Source organism: Paraburkholderia solisilvae (genome assembly GCF_902859875.1).
GTDB classification, from domain to species: Bacteria; Pseudomonadota; Gammaproteobacteria; order Burkholderiales; family Burkholderiaceae; genus Paraburkholderia; species Paraburkholderia solisilvae.
Map to the genome: position 1 here is coordinate 1 of NZ_CADIKF010000062.1, position 14,642 is coordinate 14,642.

Sequence of the window (14,642 nt, forward strand, 5' to 3'; positions counted from 1 at the left end):
CATGCTGCTGACCGCGCCGCCGGCACGGCCCGGCGCGACGCCGCGCGAGCGCGGGCCGGCCGGCGACGGTGTCGAGCAGCTCGCGCGCTGGATGGGCGTCGAATTCGCCGCCGAGCGCGTCGCGCACAATCTGTCGGTGTATCGCACGATACTCGACGAGATCGGCAAGCTGCGCACGCTCGATCTGTCGGCGCGGCACCCGGCCGTCGTATTCGACGTCGCGCGCCTGCACCGCACGGAGCGTCCTTCATCCGGGCGCGATGCGGCGGAGCGGGCATGAACGATATCGACGACCTGACCTCGCTCGCGGCACGCATCGCGGCTGCGGATGTTTCGCCTGCCGACGTGATGGATACGCTGCTGGAGAACATCGCCGCGCTCGACGCCGACGTGCTCGCCTACGAATGCATCAATCCGCACGCGCGTGCCGACGCGCAACGCTGCGCGGAAGAAATCGCGCGCGGCGAATCGCGTGGGCCGCTGCATGGCGTGCCGATCGCGGTCAAGGATAACTATCTGACCGCCGACATGCCGACCACCGCCGGCAGCCGCGCGCCCGGCTATACGTTCGCCCGTGAAGATTCGGCCGCCGTCGCGCGTCTGCGGGCCGCAGGGGCGGTGCTGATCGGCAAGACCCGCACGCACGAGTTCGCATGGGGCACCGAGACGCCGCCGACGCGCAATCCGTGGGACCTGTCGCGCATTCCCGGCGGTTCGAGCGGCGGCTCCGGCGCAGCGCTCGCGGCAGGCTTCGCATACGGCGCGCTCGGCTCCGATACCGGCGGCTCGATCCGCATTCCGGCGAGCCTGTGCGGCGTGGTCGGCCTCAAGCCCACCTTCGGACGCGTCAGCCGCACCGGCATCGTGCCGCACAGCTGGTCGCTCGATCATGCGGGACCGCTCGCGCTGTCGGTACGCGATGCCGCGTTGCTGCTCAACGTGCTGGCCGGCTTCGATCCGCACGACCCGGGCAGCGCCGACCTGCCCGTGCCCGACTTCACCGCGCAACTGAACGCGGGCGTCGCGGGGTTGCGCATCGGCGTGTGCCGCAATCATTTTTTCGGCGCCAATGAGGTCGACGTCGAAGCGCGCGTCGAACAGGCGATCGCCGATCTCGCCGCGCTTGGCGCGCAGATCGTCGATTTCGACGTGCCGAACCTGCAATACGGCCTCGGCGCGATCTACGCGATCGAGCTGGCGTCGTCGAGCGCTTATCACGATCGCGGCCTGCAACAGCAGGCGACCGCGGCGATGAACGACGACGTGCGGACGCTCGTCGAAATCGGCCGGATGGTGACGGCCGCCGATTATCTGAAAGCCGAGCAACTGCGAACCTTGCTGATCGAAGATTTCGATGCCGTGTTCGAGCGTGTCGATGCGATCGTCACGCCGGCCTCGCCGGTCACCGCATGGCGTCGCGGCCAGAAGTCGGTCGTCACGGGCGGTGTCGAGGAAAGCCCGCTGGCCGCGTCGTGGCGGTTGACCTATCCGTTCAATCTGACCGGCTTGCCGGCGTTATCGGTGCCTTGCGGCTTCGACGCGGCGGAATTGCCGATTGGTCTGCAGATCGTCGGCAAGCCGTTCGACGAAGCCACCGTGCTGCGCGTCGCGCAGGCTTATGAAAACGTGCATCGCTGGCACGCCGTGCGATCGCCGATTGCGAGAAGCGTCATACGATGAGTACAGGAAACGAAAGCCGGGTGAGCATCGCGTGTATCCAGATGCAGCCCGAAGTCGGCGCAAAGTCCCGTAACGTTGCGCATGCAACGGAACTGATCAGCGAAGCGCATGCGCGCGGCGCGCGGTTGATCGTGTTGCCGGAACTGTGCAATTCGGGTTATGTGTTCGAGTCGCGCGAAGAAGCGTTTGCGTTGTCCGAGACGCTCGCCGACGGAGCGACGATCCGCGCATGGGCAGCCTTGGCTGCGCGGCTCGATGTCACGATCGTGGCGGGCTATGCGGAGCGTGACGGCGATCTGCTGTACAACGCCGCTGCGATCATCGGCCCGCAGCAGGTGCTCGGCAATTACCGCAAGCTGCACCTGTGGGGCGACGAGAATCTGTTCTTCGAGCGCGGCAATCTCGGCGTGCCGGTCTTTCATACGCCGTTCGGCCGCATCGCGTGCGCGATCTGCTACGACATCTGGTTTCCGGAGGTCTTCCGGCTGGCCGCCAACGGCGGCGCCGATGTCTTGTGCGTGCCGACCAACTGGGTGCCGATGCCCGCGCAACCGGCGGGGCTGCCGGTGATGGCGAATCTGCTGGCGATGACGGGCGCGCATTCGAACGGCCTTTACGTGGCCGCCGCGGATCGCGTGGGCAACGAGCGGGGGCAGCCGTTCCTCGGCTGCAGTGTGATCGTCGACGCGCATGGCTGGCCGGTGGCCGGTCCCGCCAGTGCGACCGACGAGGCGATTCTCGTCGCCGATGTGAATCTTGCCGATGCGCGGCGGCATCGTCAGTTGAATGCGTTCAATCATGTGCTGCGCGATCGCCGGCCGGACGTGTATCGGTCAGTAGGCGTCGGCTGACACGCAGTCCTCCCGCGATTCGCTACACTGGAGCGATTCGAATCGCACGAGGGAGACGTCACCGATGGCAACGCGCAAAACGGCCGTGAAAGCGGCGCCGGCATCCGCGGCGAAGACGGTGTTGAAACGGGCTGCGGGCGTGCCCGGCAAGACGGCGACGAAAGCCGCGCCGAAGCAGGGCGCAAAGCCGGCCACGAAAGTGGCGTTGAAAGCGGCTCCAGGGGCTGCTTCGAAGGTTGCCCCAAAGGTCGCCCCAAAGGCCGCCTCGAAGAAGGTCGCCGCGAATGCGACTCCAAAGACCGCCCCAAAAGTCGCGAAAACAACGCCCCAAGCCACCGCAAAGCCCGCAGCCAAACCTGCAGCGAAAGCCGCCGCAAAACCCCCGGCTAAAATCTCCCCGAACCCGGCCGCCGATGCCGCAGCTATCCGCGTCGGCATCGGCGGCTGGACCTTCGCGCCATGGCGCGGCGTGTTCTACCCCGAAGACCTTACGCAGAAGCGCGAGCTCGAATATGCGAGTCGTCAGCTCACGACGATCGAAATCAACGGCACGTTCTACGGCTCGCAGAAACCCGAATCGTTTGCGAAATGGCACGACGAGACGCCGGACGATTTCGTCTTCTCGCTGAAGGCGCCGCGCTTTGCGACACATCGTCGCGTACTCGCGGAAGCGGGCGAATCGATCGAGCGCTTTATCGCGAGCGGCGTGCTCGAACTGAAGGACAAGCTCGGGCCGATCAACTGGCAGTTCGCGCCGACCAAGCAGTTCAATGAGGAGGACTTCGACGCGTTTCTGTCGCTGCTGCCGAAACAGGCCGGCGGCCGCGCGCTGCGACATGCGGTCGAAGTGCGGCACGATAGCTTTCGTAGCGAGGCCTTCGTTGCGCTTGCGCGCAAGCACGGCGTCGCGATCGTGATCGCCGGCGACTCGAAATACCTGCAGATCGCGGATGTGAGCGCGCCGTTCGTCTATGTGCGGATCATGGGGACGTCCGATGCGTTCAAGCAGGGCTACGCCGATGACGCGCTCGATCTATGGGCGCAGCGGATGCGCACGTGGGCGTCGGGCGGACAGCCGGCGGGACTCGAAACGCTGGCGAAACAGGCAGCCGGCAAGAGTCCGCGCGACGTGTTCCTGTACGTGATCAGCGGCTTCAAGGAACACAATCCCGCAGCGGGTATCGCGCTGATCGATCGCGTGAACAGCGGCAAGCAGGCGTAAGCAGCGCCGCGCCCGCTTACGCATGGGATGGTTAAAGTTTTATGTCTTCGAAATCAGTTGGCTTGGCTTTGCATCGACGTGTCACCGCCAAGGCGATGCTATGCGCGGCAGCGCTGTTCGTTGCGCAAAGCGCAGGGGCGCACGTATTTCCTTCGCAGCGGGAGCCCGCGGCGGGATCGACCGTGTCCGCGCCGGCGCAGGTAACGATCACCTTCGACGGCCCGCTCGAGCCCGCGTTCTCCACGCTGACGGTCACCGACGCGGCGGGCAAACCGGTATCCGCCGGCAACGCGAGTATCGACGCGCAGCAGCCGGACGTGATCAGCGCGCCGCTGCGCGCGCTTGCCGCCGGACACTACACCGTGCATTGGGTTGCGGTGGCGTCGGATGGACATCGTACGCACGGCGATTACTCGTTCGATGTGAAATAGCCGTGACACACAGGCCGCCGAACACCGGCGAGAGCGGACGCCGGCATTCAACCTGGCATTGCGGGCAGCGGCGGCAAACCGATCTGAGCGCGCAGCCGCTGGCAATCCGGATTAGGTGAGCCGTCGTCGGCCCATACGCGATATTCGCGGCACGGCGACGGTCGTCGATTGTAAATCGCACAGTGCACACCCGGCCGTCCGACTTCTCCGCGCAATGCGATACAGCGACCTGATCCGGCCTCGGTGCCTTTCATGCAAACCACGAAGGCATTCACGCGGCTGACCAGTTCGTCGGGAACCGTGCCGCCCGGTATGCCCGCCATTTCGCCCATATACATCGATACCCGGAAATGCTGGCAGCATGCGCCACAGGAGAGGCAGGGATTGCTATCGTGGTTCGCCATATCGGCGAAAACGCGGTTATCGGCTTGTCTGTCGAGTAATTGAATTGGCTTGTTTTCTGGCATACGGAAAAACCATTTCGGCGATTCGCATGGTGCGCCGCAAGCTTATTATTTTTAACGAGGCGCGTACGTAGTTTTTGCGTAAAAAGATGCACCTGTACGCACTGCCGATGTCCTCCTGCCGGCGCAGCGCGCACGCGGTTCCGCGAAGATCAGCTTAATGTTTTGCTAAGATTTCGCTGCTAGTATCTTTCGCCTTAACGGTCCCGCCAGTGCATGGTTGCCTGAAAGAATCAATTAAAATTTTCGTAAGGATGACACATTAATTTTGTATGGAACCGGCATTCGCGTTTTGGCAGGTGGATTGGGTCGATCGAATCCGTTCGTGCGGGGACGTCGTGGCAGCCGATTGCCGGCTGAAGATGCGCACGCCGGTAGCGGGCGCTTCGACGAGGGTGCGGCGCAGCGTCTCCCCGTTGAGAGGCTCGACCGCACGGGAGTTGCGCAGGATCGAAGCAAGCCCGGCATTATTTGGATAATCTTTAGCGGGCGGCAGCAACATCTGCGCTTCACAACCAGACCATACGCTTGCATTGAACGACAGTAGCGGAGTGCCCCGATGTTAACCAGGCCAATCACGACATCGTGTCTATTGACTGCATCGACCCATGATCACCGGCATGGGGAGGCTCGAATCCGATGACTGCGAACTGGACGCCTTACGCGCAATGGCTGCTCGCCGCGATCTGTTGCGGCGCGACGGTCTACGCGGCATGTGCCGCCGGTCTGCTGCGCCGCGCGGCGGCCGCCGCGGCACCGCGCGGCGCGAGGTCGCGGCAACCGGCGCCCGAAGCGATCGGCGCGGTCAGCGTACTGAAGCCGCTATGTGGCGCGGAGCCGCGCCTCTATGAAAATCTCGCGACGTTCTGTGAGCAGACACACCCGTGTTTTCAATTGCTGTTCGGCGTGTCGTCTGCACACGATCCGGCCATCGGTGTCGTGCGGCGCCTGCAGGCCGCCTACCCGCATTGCGACATCACGCTGATGGTCGATTCGCGCGTGCATGGCAGCAATCTGAAAGTCAGTAATCTGATCAATCTCGCGGAACACGCACGGTACGACCTGCTGGTGATCGCGGACAGCGATATCGCTGTTGCGCCCGACTATCTGCAACAGGTCTGCGCACCGCTCGCGGACACGCAGACCGGCGTCGTCACGTGCCTCTACCGCGCCACCGGTATCAAGGGTTTGTGGTCGCGCGTCGGCGCGATGTTTGTCAACGAATGGTTCTTGCCGTCGGTGCTGGTTGCCCACGCCGCGGGCTCGCGTCAGTTCGGCTTCGGCGCGACGCTCGCGCTGCGTCGCGAAGTATTCGAGCAGATCGGCGGGTTCGAGCCGCTGAAGAATTGCCTGGCCGACGATTTCTGGCTGACCGAGCACGTGCGCAGGCTGGGATTGAGCACCGTGCTGTCGAAAGTGATCGTCGCGACCGACGTGATCGAAACGTGTTTTACCGCGCTCTGGCAGCGCGAGACGCGCTGGCTGCGCACGATCCGCTCGGTCAATCCGGTCGGCTTCGCATTCCTGTTCATTACGTTTACGTCGCCGTGGATGTTGCTCGGTGCGCGCCTTGTCCACGTCTTTCATATGGATGGCGTGCAATCGGCCGCAGGTACGGCGATGACGGCAGTCACGCTCGCCGGCTGCGGCGCGCGATTGTGGATGCATAGCCACGCGACGCGTAACAGGCGAACCTTCTGGCGCGACTTGCCGCTTGTGCCGCTGCGCGACGCATTGCTGGTGCTGCATTGGTTAGCCGCCGGGTTCGGCAGCCATGTGATCTGGCGCGGCGCGCGGGTTCCGGTCGCGACGCGGGCCGCGGCCAGCCGCGCGACGAAGCTCGACGCGGTCGAGGTGCTGGAAGTGTCGGACGGACGGTGAACTCGCCGTGCGCGAATACACAATAATTCATGATTGAACGCAACGATGACAATTTGCAGGACGGAATGAAGATGAAAACCTTGTTCTTGCAGGCGCCGTCATACGACGGATTCGATGGCGGCGCGGGTTCGCGCTATCAGGCAAAACGGGAAATCCGTTCGTTCTGGTATCCGACCTGGCTTGCCCAGCCCGCCGCGCTCGTGCCCGATAGCCGCGTGCTCGATGCGCCGGCGGACGGCCTGTCGGTCGACGAGACGCTCGAGGTCGCAGCCGGATACGACCTTGTGATCATCCATACGAGCACGCCGTCGTTTCCGACGGATGCGCTGTTCGCACAGGACCTGAAAGCGCGCAAGCCGGGCGTCATGATCGGCATGGTCGGCGCGAAGGTCGCGGTCGATCCGCACAATTCGCTGATCGCGAGCGAGGCGATCGATTTCGTCTGCCGCGAAGAATTCGATTTCACCTGCAAGGAAGTGGCCGAGGGCAAGCCGCTCGCAAACATCCTGGGCTTGAGCTACCGCGCGCCGGACGGCTCGATCGAGCACAACGAAGCGCGACCGATTCTCGAGAACATGGACGAGCTGCCGTTCGTCGCACCCGTCTACCAGCGCGACCTGAAGATCGACAACTACTTTATCGGTTACCTGAAGCATCCGTACGTGTCGATCTACACCGGCCGCGGCTGCCGTTCGCGCTGCACGTTCTGCCTGTGGCCGCAGACGGTGGGCGGCCATCGGTATCGCGTGCGCTCGGTCGAGAACGTGCTCGAAGAAGTGAAGTGGATTCGCGACAACATGCCTGAAGTGAAAGAGATCATGTTCGACGACGATACCTTCACCGACTTCAAGCCGCGCGTCGAGGAAATCGCGCGCGGCCTCGGCAAGCTCGGCGTTACGTGGTCGTGCAATGCGAAGGCGAACGTGCCGTACTCGACGCTCAAGATCATGAAGGAAAACGGCCTGCGTCTGCTGCTGGTCGGTTACGAGTCGGGCGACGATCAGATCCTGCTGAACATCAAGAAGGGGCTGCGTACGGATATCGCGCGCCGCTTCAGCGACGATTGCCGCAAGCTCGGCATCAAGATTCACGGCACCTTTATTCTCGGCTTGCCGGGCGAAACGAAAGGGACGATCGAAAAGACGATCGCGTATGCGAAGGAAATCAATCCGCACACCATTCAGGTGTCGCTCGCGGCGCCGTATCCGGGCACGACGCTGTACAGGCAGGCCGTCGAAAACGGCTGGCTCGAAGAGAACAAGGTGATCAACCTCGTCAGCAAGGAAGGCGTGCAGCTCGCGGCGATCGGTTATCCGCATCTGTCGCGCGACGAGATCTACCACGACCTCGAACGCTTCTATAAGCAGTTCTACTTCCGTCCGTCGAAGATCTGGGAGATATTGCGCGAGATGCTGGTGAGCTGGGAGATGATGAAGCGGCGTCTGCGCGAGGGCGTCGAGTTCTTCCGTTTCCTGCGCGCGCACGAGGCGTGACCACCGCTATGCCACGATCCGGCCGCGCGCTGATCCTCACCGCCGACGATTTCGGCCTGCATATGCGCGTGAACGACGCGGTCGAGCGCGCGCATCTGCATGGCGTGCTGACCGCGGCGAGCCTGATGGTCGGTGCGCCGGCCGCGCGCGACGCGGTGGAGCGCGCGCGGCGCTTGCCGCGGTTGCGAGTCGGCTTGCATCTGGTGCTCGCGGACGGCGCAGCAACGTTGCCGCGCGACGCGATTCCCGCGCTCGTCGACGCGCACGGCCGGTTCGGCGACCAGATGGTGCGCGACGGCTTTCGTTTTTTCTTTCTACCCGATGTGCGTGCGCAACTCGCAAAAGAAATTCGCGCACAGTTCGAAGCATTCAGAGCGACGGGTTTGCCGCTCGACCACGTCAATACGCACAAGCATTTCCATCTGCACCCGACTGTGCTTTCGCTGATCCTCGAAATTGGCCGCGATTACGGCATGCGGGCGATGCGCCTGCCCTACGAAGCCGGTGCGCCGGTGTGGATCCGGCCGTGGATGGCGAACGTGCGCGCGCGGCTGCGCCGTGCAGGTATCGCGCACAACGACTACGTGGTCGGCATCGCGCACACCGGCGGCATGGACGAGGCGGTATGGCTCGACACGATCGCGCATTTGCCGCATGGCGTCGGTGAAATCTACTGCCATCCGGCGACGGCCGGCGATGGCGCGCTGTCCGATGGCATGCGCAGCTATCGCCATATGGATGAGCTGAACGCGCTGCTCTCGCCACGTGTCGCATCGGCGCTGCACGCGGCGTGCGCACAGCGCGGCGGCTTTGGCGACGTGTTGCCGGGCAAGGTGGCGCTGTCATGAAGTGGCTGCGGTTCATCGGCTTTCCGGTCGGCATCGCGATCCTGATCGCGCTGACTTTGCATCTGCAGATCGGCGCGGCGCTGCAGATGATCCGCCAGGCCGGCTATGCGCTGTTGCTGCTGGTGCCGTTGCATGTGCTGCCGCTACTGCTCGATGCGCAGGCGTGGCGGCTGCTGCTCGAACGGCGCGCGCCGCTCGGTTTCCTGTTGTGGATCGCGACAGTGCGCGAAGCGGTGAACCGGTTGCTGCCGGTCGCCGGCATCGGCGGCGAAGTGATCGGCATCCGGCTCGCGCAATGGCGGATCGCGGACGGCAGCTTCGTCAGCGCATCGGTGATCGTCGAAGTGCTGGTGACGCTCGCGGTGCAGTATGCGTTCTCCGCGATCGGCGTCGTACTGATCGTCGCGTCCGCGCAAAGCGCGGGCGCGTGGCAGGCCATCACGCTCGGCCTCGCGCTGTCGCTGCCGCTGCCGGCCGCGGCGATCGCGTTCGTGCGGCGCGGCGGTATCTTCCATGCGATCGAGCGCTGGACGAAGCGGCTCTTCGGCGAGTCGCATCCGCTGTTGCAAAAGATAGACGGCAAGCGCCTCGATGCCGATATCGAAGCGCTGATGGTGCGCTCCGGTCTGCTGCTGCGCGCATTCCTGTGGCAACTCGCGGGCTACGTGAGCGGAGCGCTTGAAACATATGTGGCGCTCGCGCTGCTCGGGCACCCGGTGTCGGTAGGCGGCGCGGTCGCGATCGAGGCGATTACCCAGGCGGTGCGGCACGCGGCTTTCTTCGTGCCGTCGGGGCTTGGCGTGCAGGAAGCGGCCGTGGTGCTGCTCGCGCAAATGTTCGGCGTCGATCACAATGCGGCGCTGTCGCTGGCGCTCGTCAAGCGGATGCGCGAAGTGATCTTCGGCTGTCTGGCGCTGATTTCGTGGCAAGGCGCGGAGTTGTGGCGGCGCGTGGCCGCGGCGCGGTTGCACGCGTCGGCGCGTGTCGCGCAGGGGCGCGTCGATCGGCCCGATACGGTGACGTCGGAGAGCTGAACGAAAACGCGTGCGTTGCGTGGACGCGCGCGATGCGCGAGCGTGCGAAGCCGCAAACCCGCAAACGCACAATGTGCAGCAGCCCGGGCATTCACAGTTCGAGGCGTGCGACGTAGCCGGTCAGTTCCAGGTAGCCGCGCCCTAACGGTGTTGCCTGGGCGCCGGCTGGAGCGGCGCTCGGTGCGCCGTTCCGCGACTGCGTCACCGTCACCGCCCCTTCCCAGTAGACCGCGCCGGTACTCGCGCGACTATCCACTTCCTGATCGTCGAACAGCGGGCTGAGCGTCAGATGCAGGCCGCCCGCATCGACACGCATCGCGACCGGATAGTGCGCATCGGTATGCGGCGAGCGCCACCAGCGCAGCGGTGTGAACACGACATCATCCGGCGCGAGTTCGTCCGACGAACCATCCGCGTGGCGCAGCGTGCCACCCGTCCAGAACTTGCGGCCCGTCTTGTCACGAATCTGGAACGCCATCAGCGCGCGGCCATCGTCGAAATTCAGGCCGATCCAGTCCCAGCCGACCGCGTCGTCGGCAAGCAGCGCCGACGACCACTCGTGATCGAGCCATGCGATGCCGTGCACCGGCTCGGCATGGCCACCCGATGCGCGGTTGCGCGTCAGCAGGCCGGTCACGCGCAGTGCCGGTTCGCTGTAGTAGTAGCTTGCCTCGCTCGAAAGCGGACCTTTCCGGCTGTAGCCGCGCGCGCCGTTCAGCAGCAGCGGTTGTGTCGGCTGCATCGCGAATGCCATTTGAAAATCCGCGGTGGCGATCTCGACCTGATACCGGCCGTCGCGCGCGTCACGCTGCAGCGACCATGCGCCGATCTGCACGCTCGTGTCCGATTCGCTTGCCTGCGCGAGGCCGAAGCCGCCGCGTGCCGAACGCTGGTCGTGCCGCAGCATGCCGGCTTGCGGGTCGCTCAACGCGACATTGGCGAACAGCAATTGCCGTGGCGCGAAGCGGCTGGGGTTCGCTTCATCGAGCGCCGGGCGCGAGCGGAAAAACGTCACCTGAAAGCCGAGTGCGGCGCCGTCGGCCGTGAAAAGCCAGCCGGTCGCGTACCACCATTCGGTCCGAAATTGCGGATGCGCGCCGAAATCGCGCGGGAACACGAGCGTGCGGCCGGGCGTGACGGGCGGGTAGTCGGGCGTGTTCGCGAGCGCTTGCGCGGACCGCATCAGCGGCAGCAGCGGCGCGAGCATGGCAAGTCGCGCAAGCGGTGCAAGCGGAGCGAGCGGTGCAAGCGGCAAGCGCGGCAGCAAGGACGCGAGCGCGGCCGGCAACTTGAGCAAGGTGCGGCGTTTCATCGCATCACCAATCGTCGCGCACCGCGTGCACCGCATCGACCGACAGCGCCGAACGCGCGCTCCACAACGCGGTCAGCGCCGCGGCCAGCACGACCGACGACGCGAGTGCGATCACGAGCGTCCATGGCATATGCAAACTCATCGTCCAATGGAACGACTGCGGGTTCACGACATAGACGAGCACGGCCGCGATGCCGGTGCCGAGCACGAGCCCGGAAGCGACGCCGACCGCCGCGACCAGTGCGCCTTCGAGCACCAGCAACGCGGCGATCTGCGCGCGCGTCACCCCCAGATGACGCAGCACGCCGAATTCGCGGATGCGCGACAGCGCCTGCGCGCCGAAGCTCGCGCCGATGCCGAACAGACCGATCAGCACCGCCACCGCTTCGAGCAGATACGTGACCGCGAAGCTGCGATCGAAGATCTTCAGGCTCGCCGCGCGAATCTCGCCGGGCTCCGAAAACGTCAGCCGTTCGCCGCCTGCGACACGCGCACGAAGGCGCGCGACCACCTGCGCGGTCGTCACGCCGGGCGCGGGCCAGAGCGCCGCGTCGGTCGCGCGCGTGTCGCCGGCAAGCTTGCGATAGTCCGCTTCGTCGATCACCACCGCACCGAACTGGCGCGCGTAGTCGCGCCAGATGCCGGCGACCGTAAACGTCGCGGATACGCCGCCGACCGGCAGCGTAATCTCGCTTCCCACCCGCAACCGATATAGATCGGCCATCGCCTCGCTGACCCACGCGGGCCGCGTGGCGTCGCCGTGCGGGATCAGCGGCGCGCCGGTCAGCGGCAAGCGCGCGGCCGGATGGTTCGGATCGATCGGGCGTGCGATCAGCGCGACCGGCGGCAGCCGCGTGTCGAGCGTGATTTGCGTGGCGCGCAGAAACTCGGCGCGGGCGACGCCCGGCGTCGCGGCAATCGCCGCCTGGTCGGCGGCGGACAGAAAGCCGCTGTCGCCCGCGGGCGCCGCGCGCAGATAAAGCGGTGCGGGCAACAGCAATTGCAGCCAGTCGTCGACGGCGATCCGGAAGCTCGACACCATGATCGCCATCGAGACCATCAGACTGAAGCTCGCGACAATCCCGGCCAGCCCGATCGCCGCGCGTCCGGGCGCGTGCGCAAGCTGGGCGAGCGCAAGTTGCGGCAACGCGCGCTGCGTGCGGGGCAGCGCCTCGAACACCGTGCGCGCGACGTACGGCATCGCGAGCACGCCGCCGATCAGCAGCAGTGCGACCGCTGCGTAGCCGAACAGCGGCAGACCGTCGATCGCAGGCAGACGCGCGGTGGCGATGCCAATACCGATTGCCGCGAGCGCGCCGAGCAGCGAGCGCGATCGATGCAAATGCGTGAGCGGTCTTTCTTCGTCGCCGGCTTTGAGTGCCTGGGCGGGCGCCGCGCGTGCCGCTTCGAGAGCCGGCGCGACGCTGCCGAGCACCGCGGCGCCGACGCCGAGCGCAACGAACAGGCACGCCGCCGCGGCGTCGAAATGGATCTGCGGCCGCACGCCTTCGAAATAGCCGCCGCCGAGATCGCCGCCGGCGACGCGCAGTACCGCGGCGGCGACCGCGTAGCCGATCGCGATGCCGGCGAGCGCGCCCAGTACGCCTTGTACCGCGCCTTCGGCGACGATCAGGCCGAGCACGCCGCGGCGCGTGACGCCGAGCGCGCGCAACAGCGCGAATTGCGTGCGCCGCCGCAGCGCGGCGAGCGCCTGGATCGTGAACACGAGAAATGCGCCGGTAAACAACGCGACGAGCGCCAGCACGTTCAGATTTGCGCGATACGCGCGCGACAGTTGCGACGTGCGGTGCGCGTTGTCGTGCGGAGACAGGGCGGCGACGCCGGCCGGCAACTGCGCGGCCATCCGGCGTGCAAACATCTGCGCGTCGACGCCGGCTTTCAGCTTGAGATCGATGCGCTGCACCGTGCCGAGCCGCTCGAGCCGCCATTGCGCGGCGCCGATATCCATCACGCCGACGCGCACGCTCGTGCCGGACGCGGGCAGCGTGCCCGCGATGCGCAACGCGACCGGCTGCAGACCGACCTGCACGGTCAGCGTGTCGCCGACTTTGAGGCCGCTCCACGCGAGTGCGGCGGGCGACAGGAACACCGTGTCCGGCGCGAGCAGATCGAGCCGGTTGCCGCTCGCATCGTCGATGTGTCCGACCAGGTTCGGTGTGACGCGTCCTGCCTGAAACACGTCGACACCAAGCAGTTTCAGCGCATCGCTGTGCCCGGCGACGCGCGCGTCGACTTCGACGACCGGGCTCGCCACGGCCACTTCCGGCAAGCGCGCGATGCGCGGATACAGCGCTTCGTCGAAGCCGCTGCGCGGGCCGCGGATTTCGAGGTCCGCGTCGCCCATCAGCGAATTGACCGTCGACGCGAGCTCGGTGAGCGCCGCGCCGTTGATCAACTGCACCGCGTAGCCCATCGCGACGCCGGCCGCGATCGCAAGCACGGCGACCAGCACGCGCAACGGATGACCGCGGCTTTCGCCGGCGATCAACGCGGCCGCGGTCGACAGGATCGCCCGCGCGGAAACCCGGCTTGCTGTGGGTGCGCGCAGGCTGCGCGGCAGATTGGCGCCGCTCATCGCGCGGGCCTCATAGCGTGCGCTCGAGCGGCGGCGCGTACGGCGCGAGTCCGTCGCGCGTCAGACGCAGGACGCGATCCGCGCTTGCCGCGGCGGCGGCCGAATGCGTGACCAGCAGCACGGCGGCGCGCGACTCGCGCGTCACGTCGCGCAGCAGCGGCAGGATGCGCGTGGCGGTGTCGTGATCGAGATTGCCGGTCGGTTCGTCGGCGAGTACGAGGCTCGGCCGGTGCACGAGCGCGCGCGCAATCGCGATGCGCTGCAACTCGCCACCTGACAGTTCGCGCGGCAGCGTGTTCGCGCGATCGTCGAGACCGACCGACGCGAGGGCTGCCTTGACGCGGACGGTGAGGTCCGCCGCGGGGACGCCGTTCAACCAGAGCGGCAACGCGACGTTCTGCGCGGCGCTCAGGTTCGGCAGCACGTGAAACGCCTGGAACACGAACCCCATGCGGGTGCGGCGCAGCAGGGTCGCGCCGTCGTCGTCGAGTGCGGCGAGGTCCGCGCCGTCGAACACGATGCGCCCGCCGTCCGGTTTGTCGAGCCCCGCCGCGAGATTGAGCAGCGTCGATTTGCCGCTGCCCGACTCGCCCATGATCGCGACACACTCGCCTTCCCGCAGTTCGAGCGAGACACCGTTCAGCACGGTGCGCGGCGGATGGCCCGGATAGCGTTTGATGACGTTCGACAGAGTCAGCATGAGGCCTCGGTTCGGGACAGCAGGCATGGTGTGCATCGCCGGGTTCGTTACGCATGGCGTACCGCGCGGCCCCACTCAATTGCGCGGAACAGTTCGGCGGCACAGAATGAACGGGTTCCTGCGCGGCGGC

At 66.0% G+C, this 14,642-nt stretch carries 14 protein-coding genes and 1 pseudogene; 9 read left to right on the top strand and 6 right to left on the bottom strand.

Annotation, left to right across the window (positions count from 1 at the left end; all coding sequences use genetic code 11):
* The 3 genes and pseudogenes from HV675_RS27580 to HV675_RS27590 all read left to right on the top strand — a co-directional run.
* A pseudogene (locus HV675_RS27580) lies at positions 1–280 on the top strand (hypothetical protein); the annotation flags it as partial.
* The gene (locus HV675_RS27585; protein WP_175114631.1) at positions 277–1,680 is read left to right on the top strand and encodes an amidase; all 1,404 of its coding nucleotides are present in this window, start codon (positions 277–279) and stop codon (positions 1,678–1,680) included. The pseudogene HV675_RS27580 and the gene HV675_RS27585, both read left to right, overlap by 4 nt.
* Positions 1,677–2,531, top strand: coding sequence for a nitrilase family protein (locus HV675_RS27590; RefSeq protein WP_175114632.1), 855 nt, complete (start codon positions 1,677–1,679; stop codon positions 2,529–2,531). Before HV675_RS27585 ends, HV675_RS27590 begins: the two co-directional genes overlap by 4 nt.
* Here the strand turns inward: HV675_RS27590 and HV675_RS32635 are convergent.
* The gene (locus HV675_RS32635) at positions 2,514–2,969 is read right to left on the bottom strand and encodes a hypothetical protein (protein WP_246270587.1); all 456 of its coding nucleotides are present in this window, start codon (positions 2,967–2,969) and stop codon (positions 2,514–2,516) included. The two genes, HV675_RS27590 and HV675_RS32635, sit on opposite strands and share 18 nt — an antisense overlap.
* Between HV675_RS32635 and HV675_RS27595 the strand changes: the two genes are divergently transcribed.
* Both HV675_RS27595 and HV675_RS27600 read left to right on the top strand, forming a co-directional pair.
* Positions 2,923–3,753 carry a DUF72 domain-containing protein gene (locus HV675_RS27595; RefSeq protein ID WP_246270589.1) on the top strand — a complete coding sequence of 277 codons (831 nt, stop codon included), beginning with the start codon at positions 2,923–2,925 and terminating at the stop codon, positions 3,751–3,753. The genes HV675_RS32635 and HV675_RS27595 overlap by 47 nt on opposite strands.
* Before the next feature lie 95 nt (positions 3,754–3,848).
* On the top strand, positions 3,849–4,184 hold the full coding sequence (locus tag HV675_RS27600) for a copper resistance CopC family protein (protein WP_175114666.1): 336 nt from the start codon (positions 3,849–3,851) through the stop codon (positions 4,182–4,184).
* A gap of 47 nt (positions 4,185–4,231) precedes the next feature.
* On the opposite strand, the gene HV675_RS27605 is transcribed toward HV675_RS27600, so the two are convergent.
* Positions 4,232–4,588 carry a YkgJ family cysteine cluster protein gene (locus HV675_RS27605; protein WP_377700611.1) on the bottom strand — a complete coding sequence of 119 codons (357 nt, stop codon included), beginning with the start codon at positions 4,586–4,588 and terminating at the stop codon, positions 4,232–4,234.
* A 322-nt stretch (positions 4,589–4,910) separates the two neighbouring features.
* Positions 4,911–5,150 (bottom strand): hypothetical protein, encoded by a 240-nt coding sequence (locus tag HV675_RS27610; RefSeq protein WP_175114635.1) that lies wholly within the window; start codon positions 5,148–5,150, stop codon positions 4,911–4,913.
* A 137-nt stretch (positions 5,151–5,287) separates the two neighbouring features.
* Here HV675_RS27610 and hpnI point away from each other — a divergent pair, with 137 nt between their 5' ends.
* Genes hpnI through HV675_RS27630 form a run of 4 tightly spaced genes read left to right on the top strand, consistent with a single transcriptional unit; the run spans position 5,288 to position 9,904 of the window.
* On the top strand, positions 5,288–6,529 hold the full coding sequence (gene hpnI, locus HV675_RS27615) for a bacteriohopanetetrol glucosamine biosynthesis glycosyltransferase HpnI (RefSeq protein ID WP_175114636.1): 1,242 nt from the start codon (positions 5,288–5,290) through the stop codon (positions 6,527–6,529).
* A gap of 29 nt (positions 6,530–6,558) precedes the next feature.
* Positions 6,559–8,022 carry a hopanoid biosynthesis associated radical SAM protein HpnJ gene (gene hpnJ / locus HV675_RS27620; protein ID WP_377700602.1) on the top strand — a complete coding sequence of 488 codons (1,464 nt, stop codon included), beginning with the start codon at positions 6,559–6,561 and terminating at the stop codon, positions 8,020–8,022.
* Positions 8,023–8,030: 8 nt separating this feature from the next.
* Positions 8,031–8,870, top strand: a complete 840-nt coding sequence (gene hpnK, locus HV675_RS27625; RefSeq protein WP_175114638.1) for a hopanoid biosynthesis-associated protein HpnK — start codon at positions 8,031–8,033, stop codon at positions 8,868–8,870.
* Positions 8,867–9,904 carry a lysylphosphatidylglycerol synthase domain-containing protein gene (locus tag HV675_RS27630; RefSeq protein ID WP_175114639.1) on the top strand — a complete coding sequence of 346 codons (1,038 nt, stop codon included), beginning with the start codon at positions 8,867–8,869 and terminating at the stop codon, positions 9,902–9,904. Before hpnK ends, HV675_RS27630 begins: the two co-directional genes overlap by 4 nt.
* 91 nt (positions 9,905–9,995) lie before the next feature.
* Here HV675_RS27630 and HV675_RS27635 read toward each other — a convergent pair whose 3' ends face one another.
* From HV675_RS27635 to HV675_RS27645, 3 genes are all read right to left on the bottom strand, one after another.
* Positions 9,996–11,111 carry a lipocalin-like domain-containing protein gene (locus HV675_RS27635; RefSeq protein ID WP_175114667.1) on the bottom strand — a complete coding sequence of 372 codons (1,116 nt, stop codon included), beginning with the start codon at positions 11,109–11,111 and terminating at the stop codon, positions 9,996–9,998.
* Between the two features lie 109 nt (positions 11,112–11,220).
* Entirely contained in the window at positions 11,221–13,812 is a 2,592-nt protein-coding gene (locus tag HV675_RS27640; protein ID WP_175114640.1) for an FtsX-like permease family protein, read from the bottom strand.
* Between the two features lie 10 nt (positions 13,813–13,822).
* Positions 13,823–14,512: an ABC transporter ATP-binding protein gene (locus tag HV675_RS27645; RefSeq protein WP_175114641.1), complete on the bottom strand. Its 690-nt coding sequence runs from the start codon at positions 14,510–14,512 to the stop codon at positions 13,823–13,825.
* Positions 14,513–14,642 lie beyond the last annotated feature (130 nt).